Origin of the sequence: Rothia sp. HMSC072B04, from assembly GCF_001813725.1 — a bacterium.
Lineage (GTDB): Bacteria > Actinomycetota > Actinomycetes > Actinomycetales > Micrococcaceae > Rothia > Rothia mucilaginosa.
This window is the reverse complement of sequence record NZ_KV813796.1, coordinates 213953-235023: the sequence shown is the minus strand read 5'-3', so window position 1 is coordinate 235023 and position 21071 is coordinate 213953. Positions and strand designations below refer to the sequence as shown.

Annotated in this window: 23 protein-coding genes and 1 pseudogene; 9 read left to right on the top strand and 15 right to left on the bottom strand. The window is 58.5% G+C overall.

The genetic code is table 11. From position 1 onward, the window contains the following. Positions 1 to 586, top strand: a pseudogene (locus tag HMPREF2928_RS02900) (hypothetical protein); the annotation flags it as partial. A gap of 150 nt (positions 587 to 736) precedes the next feature. Here HMPREF2928_RS02900 and HMPREF2928_RS02895 read toward each other — a convergent pair. Both HMPREF2928_RS02895 and HMPREF2928_RS02890 read right to left on the bottom strand, forming a co-directional pair. Then, positions 737 to 2230 carry an amino acid permease gene (locus HMPREF2928_RS02895; protein ID WP_070687323.1) on the bottom strand — a complete coding sequence of 498 codons (1494 nt, stop codon included), beginning with the start codon at positions 2228 to 2230 and terminating at the stop codon, positions 737 to 739. A gap of 309 nt (positions 2231 to 2539) precedes the next feature. After that, the gene (locus HMPREF2928_RS02890) at positions 2540 to 3052 is read right to left on the bottom strand and encodes an OsmC family protein (protein ID WP_210399865.1); all 513 of its coding nucleotides are present in this window, start codon (positions 3050 to 3052) and stop codon (positions 2540 to 2542) included. Positions 3053 to 3260: 208 nt separating this feature from the next. Between HMPREF2928_RS02890 and HMPREF2928_RS02885 the strand changes: the two genes are divergently transcribed. The 3 genes from HMPREF2928_RS02885 (at position 3261) to HMPREF2928_RS02875 (ending at position 5910) form a co-directional block, all read left to right on the top strand. Next, positions 3261 to 4052: an AzlC family ABC transporter permease gene (locus HMPREF2928_RS02885; protein ID WP_070687322.1), complete on the top strand. Its 792-nt coding sequence runs from the start codon at positions 3261 to 3263 to the stop codon at positions 4050 to 4052. Positions 4053 to 4583: 531 nt separating this feature from the next. Continuing rightward, positions 4584 to 4919 carry a branched-chain amino acid transporter permease gene (locus tag HMPREF2928_RS02880; RefSeq protein WP_070687321.1) on the top strand — a complete coding sequence of 112 codons (336 nt, stop codon included), beginning with the start codon at positions 4584 to 4586 and terminating at the stop codon, positions 4917 to 4919. Positions 4920 to 4929: 10 nt separating this feature from the next. After that, positions 4930 to 5910 (top strand): AzlC family ABC transporter permease, encoded by a 981-nt coding sequence (locus tag HMPREF2928_RS02875; RefSeq protein WP_070687320.1) that lies wholly within the window; start codon positions 4930 to 4932, stop codon positions 5908 to 5910. A gap of 262 nt (positions 5911 to 6172) precedes the next feature. Here HMPREF2928_RS02875 and tpx read toward each other — a convergent pair whose 3' ends face one another. Then, a complete protein-coding gene (gene tpx, locus HMPREF2928_RS02870) occupies positions 6173 to 6673 on the bottom strand; it encodes a thiol peroxidase (RefSeq protein WP_070687319.1) in 501 nt (166 codons plus the stop codon). A 132-nt stretch (positions 6674 to 6805) separates the two neighbouring features. Here tpx and HMPREF2928_RS02865 point away from each other — a divergent pair, with 132 nt between their 5' ends. From HMPREF2928_RS02865 to HMPREF2928_RS02850, 4 genes are all read left to right on the top strand, one after another. Beyond that, positions 6806 to 7729 (top strand): hypothetical protein, encoded by a 924-nt coding sequence (locus HMPREF2928_RS02865; RefSeq protein ID WP_141754941.1) that lies wholly within the window; start codon positions 6806 to 6808, stop codon positions 7727 to 7729. A 203-nt stretch (positions 7730 to 7932) separates the two neighbouring features. Beyond that, entirely contained in the window at positions 7933 to 8730 is a 798-nt protein-coding gene (locus HMPREF2928_RS02860; RefSeq protein WP_070687317.1) for an LppP/LprE family lipoprotein, read from the top strand. A gap of 466 nt (positions 8731 to 9196) precedes the next feature. Beyond that, on the top strand, positions 9197 to 9589 hold the full coding sequence (locus HMPREF2928_RS02855) for a DoxX family protein (RefSeq protein WP_005508469.1): 393 nt from the start codon (positions 9197 to 9199) through the stop codon (positions 9587 to 9589). Between the two features lie 199 nt (positions 9590 to 9788). Further along, positions 9789 to 10046: a GlsB/YeaQ/YmgE family stress response membrane protein gene (locus HMPREF2928_RS02850; protein ID WP_049349354.1), complete on the top strand. Its 258-nt coding sequence runs from the start codon at positions 9789 to 9791 to the stop codon at positions 10044 to 10046. Positions 10047 to 10194: 148 nt separating this feature from the next. On the opposite strand, the gene HMPREF2928_RS02845 is transcribed toward HMPREF2928_RS02850, so the two are convergent. Beyond that, positions 10195 to 10563, bottom strand: coding sequence for a zinc ribbon domain-containing protein YjdM (locus HMPREF2928_RS02845; protein WP_049327608.1), 369 nt, complete (start codon positions 10561 to 10563; stop codon positions 10195 to 10197). 354 nt (positions 10564 to 10917) lie between these two features. Here HMPREF2928_RS02845 and HMPREF2928_RS02840 point away from each other — a divergent pair, with 354 nt between their 5' ends. Next, the gene (locus HMPREF2928_RS02840) at positions 10918 to 11130 is read left to right on the top strand and encodes a TOBE domain-containing protein (protein WP_005505155.1); all 213 of its coding nucleotides are present in this window, start codon (positions 10918 to 10920) and stop codon (positions 11128 to 11130) included. A gap of 119 nt (positions 11131 to 11249) precedes the next feature. On the opposite strand, the gene HMPREF2928_RS02835 is transcribed toward HMPREF2928_RS02840, so the two are convergent. The 11 genes from HMPREF2928_RS02835 to HMPREF2928_RS02785 form a co-directional block, all read right to left on the bottom strand. After that, positions 11250 to 11606, bottom strand: coding sequence for a hypothetical protein (locus tag HMPREF2928_RS02835; protein ID WP_049356423.1), 357 nt, complete (start codon positions 11604 to 11606; stop codon positions 11250 to 11252). A 534-nt stretch (positions 11607 to 12140) separates the two neighbouring features. Beyond that, positions 12141 to 12722, bottom strand: coding sequence for an RNA polymerase sigma factor (locus HMPREF2928_RS02830; protein ID WP_141754940.1), 582 nt, complete (start codon positions 12720 to 12722; stop codon positions 12141 to 12143). Positions 12723 to 12786: 64 nt separating this feature from the next. Continuing rightward, positions 12787 to 13122, bottom strand: coding sequence for a hypothetical protein (locus tag HMPREF2928_RS09220; protein ID WP_239663393.1), 336 nt, complete (start codon positions 13120 to 13122; stop codon positions 12787 to 12789). 331 nt (positions 13123 to 13453) lie between these two features. Further along, positions 13454 to 13858, bottom strand: a complete 405-nt coding sequence (locus HMPREF2928_RS02820; RefSeq protein ID WP_246823546.1) for a DUF6286 domain-containing protein — start codon at positions 13856 to 13858, stop codon at positions 13454 to 13456. A gap of 140 nt (positions 13859 to 13998) precedes the next feature. Further along, the gene (locus tag HMPREF2928_RS02815) at positions 13999 to 14415 is read right to left on the bottom strand and encodes an Asp23/Gls24 family envelope stress response protein (RefSeq protein WP_005508463.1); all 417 of its coding nucleotides are present in this window, start codon (positions 14413 to 14415) and stop codon (positions 13999 to 14001) included. Positions 14416 to 14627: 212 nt separating this feature from the next. Then, positions 14628 to 15107 carry an Asp23/Gls24 family envelope stress response protein gene (locus HMPREF2928_RS02810; protein ID WP_005508462.1) on the bottom strand — a complete coding sequence of 160 codons (480 nt, stop codon included), beginning with the start codon at positions 15105 to 15107 and terminating at the stop codon, positions 14628 to 14630. 478 nt (positions 15108 to 15585) lie between these two features. Further along, positions 15586 to 16671 carry a redox-regulated ATPase YchF gene (gene ychF / locus HMPREF2928_RS02805; RefSeq protein ID WP_005505132.1) on the bottom strand — a complete coding sequence of 362 codons (1086 nt, stop codon included), beginning with the start codon at positions 16669 to 16671 and terminating at the stop codon, positions 15586 to 15588. A 216-nt stretch (positions 16672 to 16887) separates the two neighbouring features. Then, the gene (locus tag HMPREF2928_RS02800) at positions 16888 to 17520 is read right to left on the bottom strand and encodes a response regulator transcription factor (RefSeq protein WP_070687316.1); all 633 of its coding nucleotides are present in this window, start codon (positions 17518 to 17520) and stop codon (positions 16888 to 16890) included. A 151-nt stretch (positions 17521 to 17671) separates the two neighbouring features. Further along, positions 17672 to 18940 (bottom strand): sensor histidine kinase, encoded by a 1269-nt coding sequence (locus HMPREF2928_RS02795; RefSeq protein WP_070687315.1) that lies wholly within the window; start codon positions 18938 to 18940, stop codon positions 17672 to 17674. Positions 18941 to 19104: 164 nt separating this feature from the next. Continuing rightward, positions 19105 to 19863: an ABC transporter permease gene (locus HMPREF2928_RS02790; protein ID WP_070687314.1), complete on the bottom strand. Its 759-nt coding sequence runs from the start codon at positions 19861 to 19863 to the stop codon at positions 19105 to 19107. A gap of 70 nt (positions 19864 to 19933) precedes the next feature. Next, entirely contained in the window at positions 19934 to 20887 is a 954-nt protein-coding gene (locus tag HMPREF2928_RS02785) for an ABC transporter ATP-binding protein (protein ID WP_070687313.1), read from the bottom strand. Positions 20888 to 21071: the final 184 nt, after the last annotated feature.

The following is a 21071-nucleotide window of genomic DNA, read 5'->3' as shown; positions in this document are numbered from 1 at the left end:
TCTGCCGGAAGCAACCGTGGGTGTAAACCCCACTGACGCACCGACCGTGGCCCCCCTGCCCGAGGCAACCGTTGGCGTTAACCCAACCGATGCACCCACCGTGGCCCCCCTGCCCGAGGCAACCATCGGCGTGAACCCCACCGATGCACCCACCGTAGCGCCCTTGCCTGAGGCAACCGTGGGTGTAAACCCGACCGACGCGCCGACGGTTCCCGCTCTGCCGGAAGCAACCGTTGGTGTAAACCCGACTGACGCACCGACCGTTCCTGCACTGCCGGAAGCACCGGTTGCCGATAAGACCCCCAACGCTGACAAGCTGGAGGACGCAACCGTGGCGCATCCCAAGAGCAAGCCAGCTCAGAGCAAGCCCTCTCAGGAGGCTCCGGTGACCGCCGCCCGCTCGGCTAAGGACACCCTGTCAAAGGACGGCCTGGCAAAGGACGGCCTCGCTAAGGAGAGCAGCCCCAAGAAGGCTACCCTGGCGAGCACCGGTGCATCCAGCGTTGGTGTGATTGTTGGCATTGGTGTTGTTGCAATCTGTGCGGGTCTTGGCTTGAGTGTTCTGCGCTCGCGCCGCCATTCCTAAGAGCTGCAGGGCATACAGCCTAGCTCTCCCGTACGGAATAAACTGCAGATAGCAAAGAGCCGCCGGCTCCCCTGTTGAGGGGAACCGGCGGCTCTTCACGTATCAGCTCATTCAATCAGCTGACGCAGGCGTTATCAGCTGGCGTTCGCGTTACTTCGAAGCCTTAACCTCGATGCCGCTCACGTCAATCTGCTCCAGCGGAATGATGCGGTCGCGAGTGACCACGCGGTGCACCAGCCAGACCGCAATAATCACGGGCAGACCAATGTAGGAGCTCAGAACGCCAAACCAGTCGCCGCTGAGGAACGCCTCGTAGTTCTGACCGCCAATGACGACCAGGCACATGAGGAAGGCGATAATCGGGCCCGCGGGGAAGAACGGCGCCACGTAGGGCAGGTCCTTCAGGCTGTGACCCTGCTTCACGTATGCGCGGCGGAAACGGTAGTGCGCCACAGCGATACCCACCCAGGTGATGAAGCCAGCCAGACCGGACACATTCACCAGCCACAGGTACGCACCATCCGGGGAGAGCAGTGCGGCAATGAAGCCGACCGCACCGATAGCGGCGGTTGCCAGCAGCGCGTTCATGGGCACGCCACCGGAGTTGATGCGGGTGAACGTCTTCGGCGCCTTACCCTCCTGCGCGAGCGCGAAGAGCATACGAGCCGAAACGTACAGGCCCGAGTTACCCGCAGAGAGCACTGCGGAGAGAATCACGGCGTTCATAATGGCTGCCGCGAAGGCGATACCCGCACGCTCGAAGATGAGGGTGAACGGGGAGATGTTAATGTTGCCGTCCGCTGCGGTGAGCAGGTTCGGGTCGGAGTAAGGAATCAGGAAGCCGATAACGACCATCGCACCGATGTAGAAGAGCATGATGCGCCAGAACACGCTGGTCAGTGCGCGGGGCACGTCGCGGCGGGGGTTCTCGGACTCGCCCGCAGCCACACCGATCATTTCGGTGCCCTGGAAGGAGAAGCCTGCCACCATGAAGATGGCGAGCACGGCGGGTGCGCCGCCGACGAAGGGTGCCTCACCGACGGTCCAGTTGGAGACGCCCGGGGAGCTACCGCCCAGGATGCCGAAAATCATGGCGATACCTGCGATGAGGAAGACGACCACGGTGACGACCTTGATGGTGGCGAGCCAGAATTCGCTTTCACCGTAGGAGCGTGCCGAGAGGGCGTTGATGCCGGTCAGCAGCACGAGGAATCCTGCCGCCCACACCCAGGATGGGATGTCCGGGAACCAGTACCTCATCACCTCGCCGACGGCGACGAGTTCGGCGGCGACGGTAATCGCCCAGTTGAACCAGTAGTTCCAACCCATGGCGAAGCCGAAGGACGGGGACACGTAGCGTGCCGCGTAGGTCTGGAATGCGCCGGGGACGGGCAGGTGCGCAGCCATCTCGCCGAGGGACTGCATGAGGAACAGCACCATGATGCCGATGAGGGCGTAGGCGAGGATTGCGCCGCCGGGGCCTGCGGTGGAGATGGTCTTACCGGAGGCGACGAAGAGGCCGGTGCCGATTGCGCCGCCGATTGCAATCATCTGCATGTGGCGGGCGGAGAGGCCTCGCTTCAGTTCACCCTCTGCGGGGGTGGCTTCCGATGCAGCGCCGGAAGTCTCTGTAGGCTGTGCCATGTCAGGTCTTCTTTCTGAGGCTATTGCTTCGTGCGTTTGCTAGCGCTCTAGTCTGGTGTCCAGTCTAGTCTTGCTGCGGGTGGTGCCGCCGAAGGTTTGTGCCTGGGTCAAGAAATTCTTCAATCATAAGGAATTCTTACGTACCGTAAGTTTTCCTAATCTGAGGGTCAATCCTACTCGCTTTTTAGGCTCTTTTCCACCCAAAACCACAAAAACACAGAAAAACCCTCCCGTACCCGCTTCATCACAAGCGGTACGGGAGGGTTCCCTATCAGGCTAATTCACCCGATCTATTCAGCTCACCCGGCTTTAGTCAGCCAGGTTGTGGAACGAAACGTTCGTGGGGTGCTCCACGGTACGAGAAACGGTGCAGTCCTTCTGCTCGCTGAGCTGAATCAGACGGTCCACCATCTTCTGTGCCTTGGCGCCCTGCTCATCGGCGGGGAAACGCACATCAAAGTCCACCTCAACGTCGTCGAGGCGCACCGCGCCGTCTTCGGTCTGCTTCAGCGCCGAGGCGAGCACCTCGAACACCTCGGGGGTGGAGCGGCGGGAGGTGCCTGCGTCCACGTCCACGGAGGAGCAGCCGGCAATCGCGGCGAGCAGCAGCTCGACGGGGGTCAGCAGGCCCTCGCCCACACCGAAGTCGAGGGTTGCGCCGTTGGCACCGTAGGCACGGTAGCGCAGGCGGTCGATGCGCTCGATCTTGGTCTGGCGGTAGTTGTCGAGTTCGCGGCGTTCCTGCTGGTGCGAGTACACCTTCTTCTGCTCTTCAGCAGTCTGCACGGTGTTGTTCTGCTCAGCGTTGTTCTGTTCAGCCATTGAGGTTCCTTTCGGGTTGCCCTTTCGGGTGGTTCTTTGTTTAGTGCCATTCACTATAAGCGTGTTTCTCATTATTTTATTCCCGGACTCTTTTTCTCGTCGGTCAACCGCTTGCTCCTATACACTGGAAAACCGCGGCGGAGCTTCGAAGTCCCTCACGCACACAGTAGATTTTTTGAAGAGCACAACATACACAAGGAACTCTTTTATGGCACAGACCCCCGACACTGGGCGTACGAGCACGCAGAGTGATTTCCGCTTGGCTGTTGCCGATTCTTCCGTAGTGATGCTCGGTATCGCTGTGCTGGGTTTGGGCTTGGGTATTATCCTCAACGCGCACGGCCTGCCGATCTGGACTGCGCCACTGCTATCTGCCCTAGTTTTTGCCGGTTCGGTGGAGTTTTTGATGGTGGGCATGGTCAGTGGTGGCGCGCCCCTCGCGTCGATTGCGTTGACGGTGTTCCTGGTGAATGCGCGCCATCTGGTGTACGGTCTTTCCTACCCGTTGCACAATGTGAAGGGTTTCTGGGCTAAGGCTCTGGCGATTCACACTCTTTGCGATGAGGCGTTTGCTCTTAACTCCGGTCCCGACCGTCATGAGCGTTCGGGGGCGCGCATTCTGTGGGTGAACGTGCTGATTTACGTGTCGTGGGTTCTGAGCGTAATCCTCGGGTATGTGCTGGGTGCGAGCTTCCTCAGCAGCTTGAAGGGTGTGGACTTCGTGATGGTGGCTATCTTCACGGTTCTTGCGATGGACGGCTACCGCGCCAACCCGGATCGTGTGACGGCGCTCTTTGTGGCGGTTTCGGCGGCGGTTGCGCTGATTTTTGCACCGTCCTCGTTCCTGGTGGTGGCTCTGGGTTCGTATGTGGTGCTGCTGCTGGCGCGTTTCCCGGTGGCGAAGCGCCGTGGTACGCTGCCGCATCGTGCTGTGCAGGAGGTAGCGGCTGAGGCTGAAAGCGCCGATACCGCTGATGCTCCCGCTTCCACACAGCGATAAGAACGTTACATACGTGTTCGAAACCGGTTAGGATAGATGAGTGGAGCTTCGCTCTCCCCTCTTTCTATTTCTAGGATTACTAAGATGCCTCCCGCGCGAACCTGTGCGGAGGCTCCCAGAGGTTGAGGTACACCAATGACTCAGATGAAAGACACCGCTAAGGAAACTAGCGACGCAGAACGCTGTGCCGCCCCGGAGTAACACCGCACCGGGAGCGGCATCACTCGAGGTCACGCACGAGAACTACTGGCGCGCACAACTACCCGCCCAGAACTATCTGCACAGAACTATCCACGCAGAAAAACTCGTGCAGGAGGAACGGCCCTCCGCCTCCTTGTTTCGCGGCTTTCATCAACTCACGTACCTACCGCACTACTTAGCACCCAGCCCTTCTTCGGGCGGGCTCTCCCCACCCTTTTTCGCGGATGCTTTCAAGGCTTCACCCGCGCGCCTCTTTCAGGGCCCTTCCGCTCTTTTCGGGGCACTCTTTCGGGGTCTTTCGCTGAGTATGTGCAGAAAGAGAAAATCTTCATGAACAGTGAAGTGACCACCGGCTATATTCTTGCCGCGATTCTTGTGGCTGCAGGTATTACGTTCCTGCTTCGTTTGCTTCCCTTCGGTTTGAAGAAGGCTCTGGCTGGCTCCGAACTTTTGGATGCGCTTAGCCACTGGATTCCGCTCGGCGCGGTTGCGTTGCTTGCCATCTATGCGGTGGCAAAGATTGATTATTCTTCCGTTGAAACGGCGGTACCGTACCTGGCGGGTCTGGTGGTGACCGTGGGTGCGCACCTGTGGCGTAAGAATATGGTGCTGAGCATGGTGGCGGGTACCGTCACCTGCGTTGTGCTGGCTAACTGGGTTTTCTAGGGGGAAAACGATGAGCATCTCTAAGAATCCTGTTTCTTCCGCTACTGTTTCCCCTGCTGTTTCTGCTGATCAGCCCGCACCTCAGCAGGCGAGCCAACCCGCGCCCCATCAGGCTTCTCCCGAGCAGGTGGAGCAGGTCATTGCTTCTGCGCTTCCGCTAACCGGCATGATTCCCGTGGTGGAGGCTCCCGCCTCCCCCGATGCACAGGGGCCTCAGCAGCCGCGCGAGAGCGGCTTCGCCGAGGCGATGCGCGTTGCCGGTGTCATCATGCTGGGCCTGTTCTTTGTCGGCATTGGTTTGGGCGTGCTGGTGCACAGTTACGGTCTGCCGTTCTGGGTGGCTCCCCTGCTGCCTGCCGTTGTTTTTGCCGGTTCCGTAGAGTTCGTGCTGATTGACATGATCTCGAATCATGCGTCGCTGTTCTCTATTGCGGTGATGACTCTGCTCATTAATTCCCGCCACCTCATGTACGGTCTGTCCTACCCGATTGAGCGGGTGCGTGGTGGTTTGGCGAAGTTCTACACCGTGTACACGCTCATTGATGAGGCGTACGCGCTGAACACCGGACCGGACCGCCATAAGCTTCGTGCCTCCCGCATCCTGTGGATCCACGCGGGCCTGCACCTGAGCGTTCTGGCGAGCGCTACGCTCGGCTATGTGCTGGGTGCAAGTTTCTTGAGTGAGCTCAAGGGCGTGGATTTTGTGATGACTTCACTATTCGCGGTGCTCGCTATCGATGCGTATCGCAGTTCTAAGGACCGCACGACTGCCGCTATTGCGGGTGTGTCTGCGGCGGTTGGTTTGTTGGTGGCGCCGCAGTCGATGCTGCTGATTTCGATGGTGGTGTACATTCTGCTGCTGGTGTCGCGTTTTGTGGTGGCTAAGCGCCGCGGCACCCTGCCGGAGCATATGCTGGTCGCGGATGAGGAGCCCGCCGAAACTGCCGAAGCCGCCGACACTCCCGCTCATCCCGGCGACTCTGCACACTAAGTCTGAATCCCGCGCTAAGTCTAAATCGCGCACTAAGTCTGGATATAGTAAAGCGCCCCGCCCACCCGAAATACCGGGTGGGCGGGGCGTTATGCTGTCGCCAGCCGCATGTGTGGTTGAACCCATGCGCTGTAGACGTTCAGTATCTGCTGTGCTGTGTACCGCCAAGTGTCCCTGACGGAAGTACTATGCGGGTGCCGGCGTTACGTCCGGCTCCCGTACTAAGCTTACTTGATAGCTACTAGTTGATAGCTATCAGGGCTTACTTGATAGCTGCCAGGGCTGCTTCGTAGTTGGGCTCGTTGGTGGTTTCGGGAACCAGCTCGGTGTAGACAACCTCACCGTCGGGGTTCACGACGACCACGGAGCGTGCCAGCAGACCAGCCAGGGGGCCGTCCACGAGCTTCACACCGAAGTCCTCACCGAAGGAGGATCGGAAAGCGGAGGAGGTCACGACGTTCTCAATGCCCTCGGCTGCGCAGAAGCGGCCGATTGCGAAGGGCAGGTCGTTGGAGACGCACAGCACGACGGTGTTCTCCAGGCCTGCAGCCTGCTTGTTGAAGGTGCGGACGCTATTTGCGCACACACCGGTGTCGACGGAGGGGAAGATGTTCAGCACCAGGTTCTTACCTGCGAAATCTGCGGAGGAAATCTCGGAGAGATCAGCCGCGAGAACCGAGAATTCGGGCAGCTTTGCGCCGACTGCGGGCAGGTCACCGTTGGTGTGGATTACGAGTTCGTTATGTAGAGTTACTTCAGCCATGTTTTCATTGTCCCTTGGATGCGGCGGGTGTGCAAGGGGACACAGGCTCTAGTGGGTGGAGTTTCCGCATAGCTGATTTTCTGCGGTGCCGCTTCACCTCAGCGGCACCTCTACAATGGGCAGGTGAGCTTTTTGAGGCACGTATCTTCCCGCCTTGCGCCGCTGGCGCATCCCGTGACGAATTTCAGGGCACTCCGTCAGGGCCTGCGCCGTCAGCGGGTGGAGGGTCGCGCCCTCGTTGATCCGCAGAATACGTACCGTCCGAGTGTACGCGCTGAGCTGCGCCGCATGTTCACGCGCCCCCTCCCGGTGGAGACGCAGACGCTCATGTGTAACGCCCTGCTGGCGGCAATCTGCTGGTACCTGTTCCCTGAAGCCTGGCGTTCGTGGCTGTTTAGCGAGTTTAGGGGCCCGGCTGGTTTTGCGCTGGTGATGGTCGGCTGGATGGTTGCGGACGTCACCTCAACGAACCTGATGGGCCACGATGAGGAGCATGCGTTGCGTGCGTTGCGCAGTAGCGACCCGCACGCCCTGCACCTGTTCGTGCGTACGAAAGCTATTGCGATCGGTCTGATCACGGGTGTTTCTGGCACCCTGCTGGCGCTGATTCTGCACAGTCAGGACAAGAACCTGACCCCCACGCTCATGATGTCCCTGTCGTTCTTTGTGGTGCCGGCTATTGTGGTGTCCCTAGGCTCGATTCTGGGCGTGATGTATCCGTACCGTCTGCGCGGCTGGCAGTTCCGCTGGGCGCACCGCAAGAACCTGCGGATGAGTGCCCGCTGGGTTCTGCTCTGTTTCGGGCCGGGCTGGGTGCTGGGCACGGTGCTGATGTCGCTGATGTTCCCGTCGATTTTCCTGTCGGATGCGCTCGCGCGCCTTCTCAACCCCGGCGTGGATCCGCGCGATGTTGCGTTCCGGCCGCTGCTGTTTTCGCTGATTTTGTGGGCTCAGGGCGCGATTAGTCTGTGGGTTTTTCCGCGGATTACGGCGCGTATTGCGACCGCGAGGCGCGCCTGGCTGGTGCATTATCTGACGGACGATAAGGTCTGCTAGCCGGTGTTTGTTGCTGGGTGTTTGGGCCGAGGGTTTGGGCTGGGCAACTGCTCGCGCATGTCACGGTCACGAACGGCGCTGGTAACGAACGGCACTGACCGCGCACACCACGTGCCCGCATCTTTTTCCCTATACTGGACGAGTTCACTATTCATTTCTTGACCAGCACCGGTGCGCGCTGCCGCGCATCTTCAGGAGTATCCATGTCTTCTAATCGCCGCCGCTTCACCGGCCGTACCGCTTTGACTCTACCCGCATTGGGCGCCGCTCTAGCTCTTGTTGTCACTTCCTGCTCGGCAAGCACTGATTCTGCTGTTTCGGGTACCGTAGTGTCTTCTTCTGGCAGCGCTTCTGCCTCCGCGAGCGCGACCTCCACTCAGGCACTGTTCCCGACCCCGTCGGCGAGCCCGAGCGCATCCGCGAGCGCCACCCCGAGTGCTTCATCGCCTGCTCCGGTGCCGTCGGTGGTGACGATTACGGTTCATGCTGAGCCGACCGCATCCGAGTCGAAGACCTCTGAGTCTGAGTCGAAGTCGGGTTCCAAGTCTGAAGCTAAGTCTGAGTCGAAGAAGGATTCCACCTGCGCGTCTGATTCTGCGTCGACCGTGGTGTCTAAGGCTCTGCGCGAGCTGAAGAATAAGAGCAAGTGGGATCAGTGGACGAACGTTTCGGCAAGCTACGAGGGTTACGACCCCTGTGCTGAGCTGTCGTGGATTGACGCGATTCCGGGTTCTTCCCCGTCTTCGTGTTGCACCGCGGCGATGGTGCACCACATTCTGCTGTTCCACCGCGGCAAGTTCATTGGTACCGCAACCTATGAGCCGTACTCGTTCTCTCCGGTGATTACCCGTACCTCGGACAGCTCGATTAGCGTGACCTACCGTTACATGAAGGAAGACGAGAAGGTACACAACGCGAGCGGTCGCACGACTGCTGAGTTCAGCTGGAGCTCTTCGCAGAACAAGGTTGTGATGACCGGTGAGGTTCCGCCGAGCTACTAGACCGAGCGAATAGCCGGTTCACCTTATAGGCTACGTGTTTGAAGCCCAGGAGGTTGGGCATACGAGAAACCCGCCGTCTCGCATATGGTTCATATGTGAGACGGCGGGTTTTCCGTTGCTTAAGGATATGTAGAGTGCCCGAGGGCTAGCTGTTTAGGCAGCGAACTTCTTGTAGCCGAAGTATGCAGCGCCTGCCAGGATAGCGATGAACAGAATCTTCTTCATGATGTACTCCTTTGATTGTTCTGAAGGGCACCCGGTGTTTTACTCCGTCTGGCGACTCACCTAAAGATGAGGGTAGGCGGAGCGTCATCCGCACGTGGTGCCGTTGTCCCCTATCTTACCTGCTTTTGAACAATGTTTTCTGTTTGACGTGCCGAGTCCGCATTTTAGACAGTCAAACACTCAGCGGTTCAGCGCATCGTTGAGGCGGGGAATAAGCCTCTGACGGGCGCATAATGGGAGCATGAGTATTTTTAAGAAGAAAGAGTACAGCGCTGAGCGCTCGGCTACTCGTATGGCTCGCGCCCTCGCTGTGATGGGTGCGCTGCACTTCATCATCCCGGATCCCTTCGACTCGATTGTGCCGAAGTACCTGCCGGGTCCTGCCCACGCGTACACTCACGGTTCGGGTGTAGCTGAGCTGGGCACCGCCGCCCTGCTGGCTAATGATAAGACCCGCCGCGCCGGTGGTCTGCTTGCGGCTCTGCTGTTTGTTGCGGTGTTCCCCGCGAACATTCAGATGGCTCTGGATGCGCGTAACCAGTCCACTCAGCGTAAGGCTATTGCGTATGGTCGCCTGCCCCTGCAGCTGCCGCTGATTTGTAGCGCTCTGAAGATTTGGCGCAAGTCGAAGTAGTCAATACATTCACCATTCGATACATTCGACACTCATCTCATTGACGAGAAAAGCACCTTAGCGTTTTAGAGATAAAACGCTAAGGTGCTTTTAGCTTAATAAAAGCTCACATAAGCTCTTCTTACATCATATTTACGTATAATTGAAAACAACATACTATCTGCCACAGTGGCAGATATATAAACCCAAGGAGATTACAATGGGTACTTTTATTGGCACCATTTTTACCGGCGCAATTATTGGTGCACTTGCACGCTTCTTTATGCGAGGCCGCCAGAACATTTCGATTCTTTGGACCATTATCTGCGGTGCTGTCGGCGCAGCTATCGGTACCTGGGCAGCAACTCAGCTGGGTGTTGCAGACACTAGCGGCATTGACTGGATTCGCTGGATTATCTCAATTATTGCTGCAATGCTGACCATTTCCCTGTACATGGGCTTGACCGGTAAAAAGTAAAGAGATATTTGCCAATTTCTTTTAAAACCTAAGCAATTTTTATAAAGCAAAAGACGGCACCTCCCCTAGCGTGAGCTAGTGCGGGAGGTGCCGCCTTTTCTGCGCCTCACAGGAGGCGTTACGTCTTCTTGGCTTATATCGCCTTGGCTTATGCCTTCTTCACCACGGAGGACTTCAGGTACATCTGGCCTGCGCCGGGGACCTTCGCCTCAATGTCGTGGCCGTTGACGGGGGATTCGAGCAGGCGGATGCCGCGCACCTTGGTGCCTGCCTTGATGTCTGCGCCGCCCTTGACCTTCAGGCCCTTGACGATGGTGACGGAGTCGCCGTCGACAAGCTCGTTACCGACGGAGTCGAGAACCTTGGAGCCTGCTTCTTCTTCGGTTTCGCCTGCTGCGGTGCGTTCCCACTCGTGGCCGCACATGGGGCAGGCCCAGAGTTCACCCATTTCGTAGGTGTAGTTTTCGTTGCATTCGGGGCAGGCGGGTGCTTCGATTTCGTTGAGGTTTTCGCTCATGGTTCCTTCTTCAATCTGTGCGGATGCGCCGCTCCCCTGTTTCCGCGGTGTTACTGCGGTGGTGCTGCGGCGTGTGGGCGCGCGTCAGCCAGGCTGGGGGTGCGACGGTGGAGGATGCGAGGATTCTCGCGTTCGTGCTGACTATACCATTTGGCGGGTGTGAACCGCATGTGTGGGGCTGGTTTTTGCCGGTCTTTTGGGGTGCGCGCGGGGCGTGGGTGAAGCCGAAAATAAAATTTGCATGGTTTGTGCGTAATATTTACGAAAATTCGGGTTTTTGCTCATTATGTAGAAGATAAGGCGTGTAAAGTATCTAGAGCATTTGTACGTTTATTGAGTGAAAGGCACGGCTTCATGAAGCTTTCTGCACGTAACCAGTTCGCTGGCAAGGTTGTTGAGATCACCGAGGGTGCAACCAACGGCATCGTTAAGATTGAGATCGCTCCGGAGGTTGTTATCTCCGCGTCCATCACCAACGAATCCATCAAGGAGCTGGGCCTGAAGGTGGGCGAGACTGCATACGCAGTCATCAAGGCATCCAACGTGATGGTTGGTGCTGACCACTAATCCCGGTCGATAAGACTTACACCCGGGCGGCTGCCTTTTGTGGCGCGCGAGGGTTAATAGGGCGGAGCCCCGCACTGTGTGTACAGTGCGGGGCTCCGCTGCTTTCTGAGGTAGACCCCCTACAGGAGGGACTGGACCCTCACCCTAACCTGCGGGGTATTCTCGTCATCGCTACTGGTTGAGTCTAAGGTTTGAGAGTTTGAATGTTCTTCATCGTGTTGCTGCGCTTGAGACAGCGAACGAATGACAGTCTCTTGGATATCTCGTACGATATCTTTGACCGGCCTGGATTCGTCAATGCCGACCTCAATAGTAGCTTGATGCGAGCCTGATTCAACGATTACGCCAAAGCGGGCCTGCGGCATGCGGCTACCGATCACTTTCAGGGTGCTACCCAGCCCAGGTTCGATTCCTCGTACTCCGGGAATGGCAGTGACCAGCCGAAGTAGCTCGGCGGCAGAAAAGTTAGTCGTCATGATGAATATCCTCGATATGTACATTGACTGTCGGGGAGACTCCCAGGTTCTTATCGCAGGCTTCGCGGACGGCTTCGCGGACTTGCTGGGCCAGTTGCGGTAGGCTTTCAACGGCACCGTGAGCCGAGACTCGGCAGGATACAACCTCCGGAACCCCCAGACCGCGATGCTCTTCGCTTGAAGGTGCATGCTCAAAAGAAGAACGCAAGGAACGTGCACCGGGTACTGAGTCTACAGCGCGGCGAATAAGAGCCCTCAACGAAAACTCAGACATGCTGTAGGGACCTAAATCTGTTGCTGGCATCTCCACTTGCTTACCGTGTCGGGTTTCAGCAAGAATAGCTTCCATTAGGGGGCGACGGGGCAGGACCGAGTCATTCCCTTCAGATTCCAGGCGGTCCCATTCTTCGTGCAGGGAAGCAATAAAACGTAGGTACTCGCGGGTGTCTGCATCATCCCGCTCATGGGATCGTACGATTGACCTCACCGACGCTGCTGAGTGTCGGACCTTATTTGAGAGGTTTTTGGCGTTACTCAAGCCCACTCCTTCATCAGGCGTATGACGAGAGAACGGGCTCGTGCCAGCCTCCCACGGACGGTCGAAACTGTCAGGTTCAGTGTCTTGGCAATCTCTTCGTATGACATCTCATCGATTTCTCGAAGAATCCATACTATACGCAGTTCAGGTTCCACGGACGCCAAAAGATCGGCAAGGGCCTGAATCTGCGCATTAACTTCACTGGACTCAGCCGGGTCAGCGGTACTGCTCGACGTCATCTCAGCCGCAGCGCTCACACCTTCGAGTCCTTCTGCATCATAAGGATCCGTGGCACGACGCTGACGCTTACGCACCATACTAGTAGCTTTATTAGTGCAAATCTGCATAATCCAGCCACGAAAAGCTGCCGGTTCCCGAACTAGGTGAAGGCTACGCCAAGCCTGGACGAGGGTATCCTGAACAATATCTTCACTGTCCTGACGGTTCCGAACAATCATATATGCAGAGCGGAAAAGACGCCCTTGATAACGCTCAACAAGCTTCTCAAAGGCGTCAATATCTCCGTCCTGAGCACGCAGAACAAGGTATCTGTCCTCGTTCTGCGTTGCTTCAGACAAAGCGCTCAGCTGCGCGGTGGGGTATTGATGGGATTGAGGTTCCGGCGCCACCTCGCTCTGAGGGTTATGCGCCAATACTCTCTCCCGTGATTTCGGGTGCATGATGGCCAGTTACAGATTCGGAGACATTACGTGACTTCGAGGAACGCTCCAGCCGTACTAGAACGTCAATCTGCTTGGGGCTCGCGCCGAAAGATACTGCCACATCATTATTAAGTCGGTTCTTGAGTTCAGCAATAGCCCACTCAACCTCACACCCCTGAGAGACAGTAGCCTCTGCCTGAACCCACAGGCTCTTCGGGGAGCCAGTAACCCAGACAGCGCACTTTTCCACACCAGGGACTTCCTGAGCACGCTCAGACAGAGCCTGCGCCAGAACCTCAGGTGCCAAAGTAGCCATCAGCACACCCTCAGAACCGCTAAACCTCAAAGGGGAGGCAGCAGCTTTACGGGGAACCTGCGCAACCAGCATGAACAAGCCGGCAACGACAATAAGTACTGATACCAGTGCTACTACAGGCAGGAACCACGGCGTGTGCACCATAGGTCCGATAAAGCTAGCTACCGGGTCCTGTGCAGAGGCCAGGTAAGGCGCATTTTCCGGCCAAGCCTGACCAGCATTGAAACCCGAAGCTAAAAGCCAAAAGGACACTACTACAAGGAGAAGCCCAAAGGTGGCCAGGACAGTTCTGTTCAAAACACCAGAAACTGAACGCATATTCGTATCTCCTTTAGCTAATATGCTTAATCCGCACGCGACTACGTGCAATACCCACGGGTGCGAGCATCTTTAGAACTTCGTCGGTCTTCTTCCGTGCAGCTTCACGCACGGGGCCGAGGTCGTCCAAGACGCTATGGACAACAACGTCTACGCGGGAGCCGTTAGCGGTAACGATAGCGGAGTGGACACCGTCAATCTGCTCAACCTGGGTCTGAATGAGGTTAGCCAAGTCTCGGCGCTTTGCGACAGTCTGACCGGGAATATCGTCGGGGAAAATTTCCACACGATCCGGAACTCCCGGCCACACAGCGCCAATGATCATAGCCAGACCGCACACCGCCAGGATGATGGCGAAGATAATAGCCGTGACGGAGCCAAGAGTGGTAGAACCAATAGCGGTGAGGGTACCCACCATAGACTCAGGCCAGGCACCGTTCACCATTCGGTGAACCGCAAGCCAAACCACCAGTCCCCCCAGTGCAAGCAAAACCAGAGCCAACAGGATGCTAGGGATGCTTCGCGAGGGACGACGAATTAGTTTCGGAACAGGTGTACTCATTTAAGGCTCTTCCTAACGTGGCTGCTCGGATTGAGCCAGGATATCTCAATGTTAATCTTGCCCACGCTAAGCCCCGTGAGGTACTCAACGCGGTTACGCACGTGTGCGCGCAGATTTTCGAGGATGGGGGACAAAGGTGCGGGGAAGACCAGTCCGATGTCCAGGTGCAGGACTGCTACCTGGCCGTAGAGTTCACACTGGGCTTCAGGGCGCGAGTCGAAGTTGTGGCGGGTACCAATTCCCAGTACACCTCCAGCATTTGAGCCAACGTTGGCGCTTTCATTTGCAGCCTCAGCTGCAATCTTTGCAACGAGTCGCGCGGGGATGGTTGTGGTGCCGCGGTGCTCCCAGGAAGAACGTTCTTCCTGGGAAGCACTTAGCTGCATGTTTGCACGCTGGTTCGCGGTCACCATCGTCACTTCTTTCGCCCGTCCAGGAGGCTTCGGACATCGACCCGGCCCTCCAGGCAGAGGCCTACGGCCCATCCGGCAAAGCCACACAGGGCCACCAGAACGAACGTTCCGAAAGAACCGAAGGCAAGAACGGCTCCAAGGAACAGGCCCACCAGGAGGGCCAGGTGCGTTGTCTTCATAAGAACTCCTTAGATTAAGGCGTTGGATGCGGGTTACTTGAGGTCGGTGTCCTCGGACTTGTTAGAGTCGTCCTCGGGCAGGTGAACGTCGGTAACGTTGATGTTGACCTCAACAACCTCGAGACCGGTGGTGCCCTCAATCTGCTCGATAACGTTGCGACGAATTGCGTCGGCAACCTCGACGATGGAGACACCGTACTCGACGACTACGGTAACCTCGACAGCTGCCTGGGTCTCACCCTTCTGGACGCTAATGCCGCCAGCAACGTTGGTCTGAGCGTTGGGGATACGGTCGGTCACTGCGTTGAACGCACGGCGGACAGCGTTGCCCATGTCGTAGACGCCGGGGATTTCACGAGCTGCCATGCCAGCAATCTTTGCGACGACGCTCTCATCAATGGTGGTAACACCGTGCTCGGTCTGGAGGGGGCCGCGGGGTTCCTTGGTCTCTTCAGCCTTGTTCTCGTTGTGCTCGCGCTGCTTTGCGGTCTGGGGGATAGCGTTGTTGCTCATTTGGAGCCTCTTTCGTAAAAATCCGAGATGGTTAATAACGGTTATGCACGATGCAGTAAGCAATGTAGTCAAGGTGCCCTCGGTGGCATCCACGATCAGCTTTCTTCATTGACTGATCTGACTGGTTTTGCTGCCCGTCATGTTTGCCGTGCTAATAGTTAGACGCTACCAACTGCGGTTTCGTCATAGCTTTATTTTATGCAGTGCATCACATAACTCAAAAAATGGTCTTCTTGTGCGCGTAACAATCCATCACAAACAGATAAATGATTAGCGCGCTATCGCTACAGGTTCCGCTAAATAAGAGGTGCTGCACCACCATATACAACCACTTCGGAAGACAGCTTTCTATCTTGTCATCCTGTAGATTCAGGCCAGAAGATATCCCAATCAGATTCTTCAGAAGAAGCCAACAAGGAGAAAGCGGAGCCCCGCACTGTACGTACAGTGCGGGGCTCCGCTGTTATGTTCTTATCGCTTAGACGTTGAAGCGGAACTCGACCACGTCGCCGTCCTGCATGATGTAGTCCTTGCCCTCCATACGGACCTTACCGCGAGCCTTCGCCTCCGCCATGGAGCCAGCCTCATCCAGGTCCTTGAAAGACACAACCTCAGCCTTAATGAAGCCGCGCTCAAAATCAGAGTGAATCACGCCAGCAGCCTGCGGCGCAGTATCGCCCTTGTAAATAGTCCAGGCGCGAGCCTCCTTCGGACCAGCAGTCAGGTAAGTCTGCAGACCCAGGGTCGAGAAGCCCACACGAGCCAGCTGGTCCAGGCCGGACTCATCCTGACCGTTCATCTCCAGCATCTCGCGAGCCTCCTCCTCAGACAGCTCCACCAGATCTGCCTCCAGCTTCGCATCCAAGAACACAGCCTCAGCCGGCGCCACCATGTCACGCAGCTCCTGCTGCTTCTCCTCAGACGCCAGAATGCCCTCATCCGCGTTGAACACGTAAATGAACGGCTTAGCAGTCAGCAGGTTCAGCTCCTTCAGGTGAGCTAACTCCAGCTTCGCGTCCTTCGCACGAGAAATGATGGTGTCACCATCCTCCAGGATCTTCTGCGCAGCCTTATAAGTCTCCAGCTGAGCGGCGTCACCCTTCTTAATCTTCACAGCCTTCTCCAGACGCGGAATAGCGTTCTCCAAAGTCTGCAGGTCAGCCAGAATCAGCTCAGTGTTGATGGTCTCCATATCGGAGGCGGGGTCGACCTTGCCGTCCACGTGAATGACGTCCGGGTCATCAAACGCACGCACAACCTGGGCGATAGCGTGCGCCTCACGAATGTTCGCGAGGAACTTATTACCCAGGCCCTCACCCTCAGAAGCGCCCTTCACAATACCCGCAATATCAACGAACGAAACAGTCGCAGGCAGAATACGCTCCGAACCAAAAATCTCAGCCAGACGGTTCAGACGCGCATCCGGCAGGTTCACCACGCCCACGTTCGGGTCAATGGTCGCGAACGGGTAGTTAGCCGCCAGCACAGTGTTGCCGGTCAGAGCGTTGAACAGGGTGGACTTGCCCACGTTAGGCAGGCCAACAATGCCGATAGTTAGAGCCACAAGTTTTCCTTCGAATCATGTACCCCGCCAAACACTCAGGATGCGCCGCGTACGTGATGCGGCGGGTGCGGGCGGGCACAGGGCGAAAATGGTGCCCGCTTCCAGGCACGACACCGCCAGTCTCAAGAAGAAACGGGTGCGGGGCGCCTGCGGGCATAGACACTACCATTCTACCGTGTTCGGGCAGGAGCCGCCCGTGTTGATGAGAACAGCGGGCTAGAGCCAGCCGTTCTCCGTGGCGATACGCACCGCATCCTGACGAGTCGACGCGCCCGTCTTCGCCATCGCCGCCGACAAATAATTACGCACCGTACCTGCCGACAAAAACAACGCCGACGCAATCTGCTGAGCCGTACCACCCGACGCCGCCTCACGCAGCACCTGCGCCTCACGCTCCGTCAACGGAGAAGCACCCGTCACCAAAGAATCCGCCGCCAACGACGGATCCACCACACGCAACCCCGCATGCACACGACGAATCGCCTCCGCCAACTGGCGAGCGCCCGTATCCTTCACCACGAAACCACTCGCACCAGCCTCCAGGGCGCGGCGCACATAGCCCGGGCGGCCAAAAGTCGTCACAATCAGCGTACGCACCGGCTCACCCGACTCACTCAAAGCGCCCGCATCACGCAGCGCCGCAGCCGCCTCAATGCCATCAGCCAGCAAAGCACCGGGCATCTGCACATCCAACAGCACCACGTCCGGCTTCAACAGGGCGACCGCACCCAGCACCTCATCACCGCTACCGACCTGACCCACAATCTCCAGGTCAACCTCCAGGCCCAACAGAGCGGCAAGAGCCTCACGGATGAGCTGCTGATCGTCAGCGAGCAGAACACGAATCATGGGAGCCTCCCAGGGCTGAAGACGGTGAAAAAGACGGGGCAGAAAATACCGAGTGGAACAACCGTAAGAGGTTGTCTACCACCACCATACAGGGGCGGGTAGCTCCCCCGTCCAGGGCGCGGCGTTAAGTTCCACAATCTACAGCACCTATTTACAGCAGTGAGGTGTCACCGTCCATGCTCACACGGATGCGCGTACCCACCCCACCGCCAGGGTTCTCCGCCAGCCACTGCTCGGGCGCCGCCTCAATCACCACGCTACCGCCGGACGCCGCCACACGCTGAGCCATACCCGTCAGGCCGTTACCGCGGGCATCGCCCACCCCCACGCCGTTATCGAGGATGTCCAGACCGGTTGCGCTCAGACGCACCCGCGCCGCGTTCGCACCCGAATGGCGCACCATATTCGTGACCGCCTCACGCAGAACCCAGGAGAACAGCTTCGCGTTCACACCAGCCACCGCGAGCGCACTCTGAGCATCCGGCAGTTCGGCGCGGATACCGGCGGTCTGCAGGGCACGACCCGCGCCCTCAATCTCACCCGAGAAGTCGGGCACGCGCAGGCGCGTCACGGTTGAGCGAACCTCCGCCAGGGATGCGCGGGACAGCTGCGCTATCGCCTCCATCTCCGCACCGGCGCGGGCGGGGTCAATCTCCAGCAGGCGCTGCGCCAGCTCCGCTTTGAGGGTGATGACGGTCAGGGAGTGACCCAGCACGTCGTGCACGTCGCGGGCGATCTCTTCACGTTCCTCGGAGAGCGCCAGGGATGCACGCGCTACGTCCGCACGTTCGCCCAGCTCAATTAGGTAGGAGAAGCCCAGCATGCCCACCATCGGCGCACCGATAAAGAGGGCAATTCCGCCGTGCGCGGTGACGTCAAAACCGATGCCCGCCATAAAGATTAGCCAGCAGGCCAGGGCAATCGTCGCCGCTACACCGAAGCGCAGGGGGTACGGGGCGATTGTGCCAAAAATCCAGAACGCCACAAAGTACATGCTGAACGACAAGAACACCGTATACGCCGATTCAAGCCGCAGCGCCGTCAGACCAGCCACCGGCAGTGCCATCAGCACCGTCCAGATGACGCTTCGACGCACCGTGGAGGCGACCGGCACCAGCCACGGCACCGCGTACGCCGAACAGTTCACCACCGCAAACAGCACCACCAGTGCCACACCGGTCCAGCGCACCGGCGCCAGCTCCGGGGTGGTGAGGAAACTGTCCAGCGGCATGAGCAGAAACACCAGCCACGGGGTGCTAAAGCCCAGCGCCAGCCAGTTCACGTTGCCACTGCGTTCGCGGTGGAGGAAGCGGAAGCGGTGCTTGCCCAGGGTGCGCTTCGCGGCGGAGGGTGCCGCCTCGTTCTCCGTGTGGGGGTGTTCGTTCTCGTAGGAATGGGTGTGGGTGTGGGTTTCGGTCATGGTTCTAGCCTAACGTGCGGGTGCCGCGGGTGCAGATGCCACCGGCGCGGCGGTGTCAGTAGCGGCAGTGTTAGTAGGAGCAGCGTGAGTGGATACGGCTTCCGCCGCAGCCTCGGGAGCCCCTGATACTACGGAACCCTTGAGACTGCGGCGGGAAGAAGCATTTAGCGGCGGGTTGCGCGGCGCATCAGCAGGGCAGAAACACCCAGGAAGATCGCTGCCCACACTGCCAGGCTCACCACTGCGTACCAGAGCGGCTCGGTCACGAACCAGTCCTCACCACCCAGAATAATGGTCTGACCTGCGGCGAAGGGGTAGCGGGCAATCTCGGCGGCACCGTACAGCGGGGTGAAGCGGGCGTACTTCAGCAGGTCGGTGCTCAGCGGGGAGAACACGGTACCGAAGAAGCTCATAATCACCAGCAGACCGTTCGCAATGGACACGGCGTTCTCGTTACGAATCAGCAGGCCCATCATGATGCCGTAGAAGGCGAACACCAGACCGCACAGCACCGTCAGCGCGCCGGCTGCAAGCTGCTGGTTCACGGGGATTTCAACACCGGTGAACATGCCCACAATGTTCACCGCAATCACCGGCACCGCAGAAATCACCAGGGCGGTCAGCGCCTTCGCGCCCAGGTACTTGCCGGTGGTCAGCGGGGTCAGCGCCAGCTGGCGGTTCCAGCCGCTGGAGAGCTCGGTGACGGTGCTGCCGCTAATCGCCACGGTGTTCTGCACAGCACCGTACAGCGCCATGCCAATCATGACGTAGGCCGCTACGTTGCCGTCGCCCATCTGCTGGGAAGAGTAGTCCTGCATCGCGCCGAAGAGCAGGAAGAAGACAATCGGCAGTGCCACGCCGAAGAAGAAACGGTCGGTCGAGAGGATAGAAGCGCGGATGTCGTAGAGTGCGTAGCGGAGCATGATATTTTCCTTGAGGTGTGTAACGGCGGCGTAGCGTTTAGATGGTGTGGTGTTTAGGCAGTCTGAATGTTTAGGCGTCGGATGCTTTGGAGGCGGCGGCCTGCTCAGTCAGCAGGGTGAAGGACTCGTCCAGGGAGGGCTTGGTGACCTCCAGGTCTCTGATGCTGTAGTTGTTCAGCAGAGTGCGCAGTACCTGCTCGATCTCCAGCACGGAGATGCGGTGGCGGTACCCGCCGGACTCTTCGGTGACCTCGACCGGCACATCCAGGTCGGTGATGGGTGCGGGTGCGAGGAAGGAAAGGTGGCGGTGGCCGGTCAGGGCGCGAATCTCGTCGGAGGAGCCGTCAGCGATGATGGAGCCGGATTCCATGAGCACGATGCGCTGGGCGAAGTTCTGTGCTTCTTCCAGGTAGTGCGTCGCAAAAAGAATGGTCGTTCCTCGTTCTGCGATGGCTTCCATACGTTCCCAGAAGGTGCGGCGCGCATTCACGTCCATGCCGGCGGTCGGCTCGTCCAGGATCAGCAGTTCCGGCGAGTGCATGGTCGCCAGGGCGTAACGCAGACGCTGCTGCTGACCGCCCGAGCACTTACCGACCTTACGCTTAGCGATATCGGTCAGGTCAGCGCCGGCGAGTACCTCATCCACGTCAATGGGCTTGGGGTACAGCGCCGCAATCATCTCGACCGTGGCGCGGATCGTCAGGTCCTTGAGCAGGCCACCGGTCTGCTGAACCGCACCGAGCAGACCGGCGCGTGCCGCCTCGGAAGCGTTGCGACCGAAGACGCTCAACTCGCCGCCACTGGGCTGGGTCAGACCAAGAATCATGTCGATGAGGGTGGTCTTGCCTGCACCATTGGGGCCGAGCAGTGCGATGATTTCGCCGCGCTTGACGGTCAGGTCAATTGAGTCGACGGCGACCACGGTGCCTGCCGCACGGGTGGAGAAAACCTGTCGGAGGGAGCGGGCAGAAATAACGGTTTCTGCGGTGTTGTGCTTGCTGTTCTGAAGTGCTGCGGTGTTCATGTTTCTATTACACCGCCGGTTTTCGCGCCGCTGCGGTACAGAGTGTCATGACCTGCACATGACAAATGTCATGAGTTGAGGACATGCGAGCGTCGCGACCGGTTACGCGAAGCGGGGGCTCCGTCCTCAAGGCGCCTGTGTCAATCGTTGTTGGGGCGCCGCAGAGGGGGCACTCCCCCGCGAG

Excerpts from the sequence above, each read along its gene's own strand:
- HMPREF2928_RS02895 (WP_070687323.1), bottom strand. The coding sequence starts at position 2,230 with ATGGCACAGCCTACAGAGACTTCCGGCGCTGCATCGGAAGCCACCCCC.
- HMPREF2928_RS02890 (WP_210399865.1), bottom strand. The coding sequence starts at position 3,052 with ATGGCTGAACAGAACAACGCTGAGCAGAACAACACCGTGCAGACTGCT.
- HMPREF2928_RS02885 (WP_070687322.1), top strand. The coding sequence starts at position 3,261 with ATGGCACAGACCCCCGACACTGGGCGTACGAGCACGCAGAGTGATTTC.
- HMPREF2928_RS02880 (WP_070687321.1), top strand. The coding sequence starts at position 4,584 with ATGAACAGTGAAGTGACCACCGGCTATATTCTTGCCGCGATTCTTGTG.
- HMPREF2928_RS02875 (WP_070687320.1), top strand. The coding sequence starts at position 4,930 with ATGAGCATCTCTAAGAATCCTGTTTCTTCCGCTACTGTTTCCCCTGCT.
- tpx (WP_070687319.1), bottom strand. The coding sequence starts at position 6,673 with ATGGCTGAAGTAACTCTACATAACGAACTCGTAATCCACACCAACGGT.
- HMPREF2928_RS02860 (WP_070687317.1), top strand. The coding sequence starts at position 7,933 with ATGTCTTCTAATCGCCGCCGCTTCACCGGCCGTACCGCTTTGACTCTA.
- HMPREF2928_RS02855 (WP_005508469.1), top strand. The coding sequence starts at position 9,197 with ATGAGTATTTTTAAGAAGAAAGAGTACAGCGCTGAGCGCTCGGCTACT.
- HMPREF2928_RS02850 (WP_049349354.1), top strand. The coding sequence starts at position 9,789 with ATGGGTACTTTTATTGGCACCATTTTTACCGGCGCAATTATTGGTGCA.
- HMPREF2928_RS02845 (WP_049327608.1), bottom strand. The coding sequence starts at position 10,563 with ATGAGCGAAAACCTCAACGAAATCGAAGCACCCGCCTGCCCCGAATGC.
- HMPREF2928_RS02840 (WP_005505155.1), top strand. The coding sequence starts at position 10,918 with ATGAAGCTTTCTGCACGTAACCAGTTCGCTGGCAAGGTTGTTGAGATC.
- HMPREF2928_RS02835 (WP_049356423.1), bottom strand. The coding sequence starts at position 11,606 with ATGACGACTAACTTTTCTGCCGCCGAGCTACTTCGGCTGGTCACTGCC.
- HMPREF2928_RS09220 (WP_239663393.1), bottom strand. The coding sequence starts at position 13,122 with ATGGCTACTTTGGCACCTGAGGTTCTGGCGCAGGCTCTGTCTGAGCGT.
- HMPREF2928_RS02820 (WP_246823546.1), bottom strand. The coding sequence starts at position 13,858 with ATGGTGGGTACCCTCACCGCTATTGGTTCTACCACTCTTGGCTCCGTC.
- HMPREF2928_RS02815 (WP_005508463.1), bottom strand. The coding sequence starts at position 14,415 with ATGGTGACCGCGAACCAGCGTGCAAACATGCAGCTAAGTGCTTCCCAG.
- HMPREF2928_RS02810 (WP_005508462.1), bottom strand. The coding sequence starts at position 15,107 with ATGAGCAACAACGCTATCCCCCAGACCGCAAAGCAGCGCGAGCACAAC.
- HMPREF2928_RS02800 (WP_070687316.1), bottom strand. The coding sequence starts at position 17,520 with ATGATTCGTGTTCTGCTCGCTGACGATCAGCAGCTCATCCGTGAGGCT.
- HMPREF2928_RS02795 (WP_070687315.1), bottom strand. The coding sequence starts at position 18,940 with ATGACCGAAACCCACACCCACACCCATTCCTACGAGAACGAACACCCC.
- HMPREF2928_RS02790 (WP_070687314.1), bottom strand. The coding sequence starts at position 19,863 with ATGCTCCGCTACGCACTCTACGACATCCGCGCTTCTATCCTCTCGACC.
- HMPREF2928_RS02785 (WP_070687313.1), bottom strand. The coding sequence starts at position 20,887 with ATGAACACCGCAGCACTTCAGAACAGCAAGCACAACACCGCAGAAACC.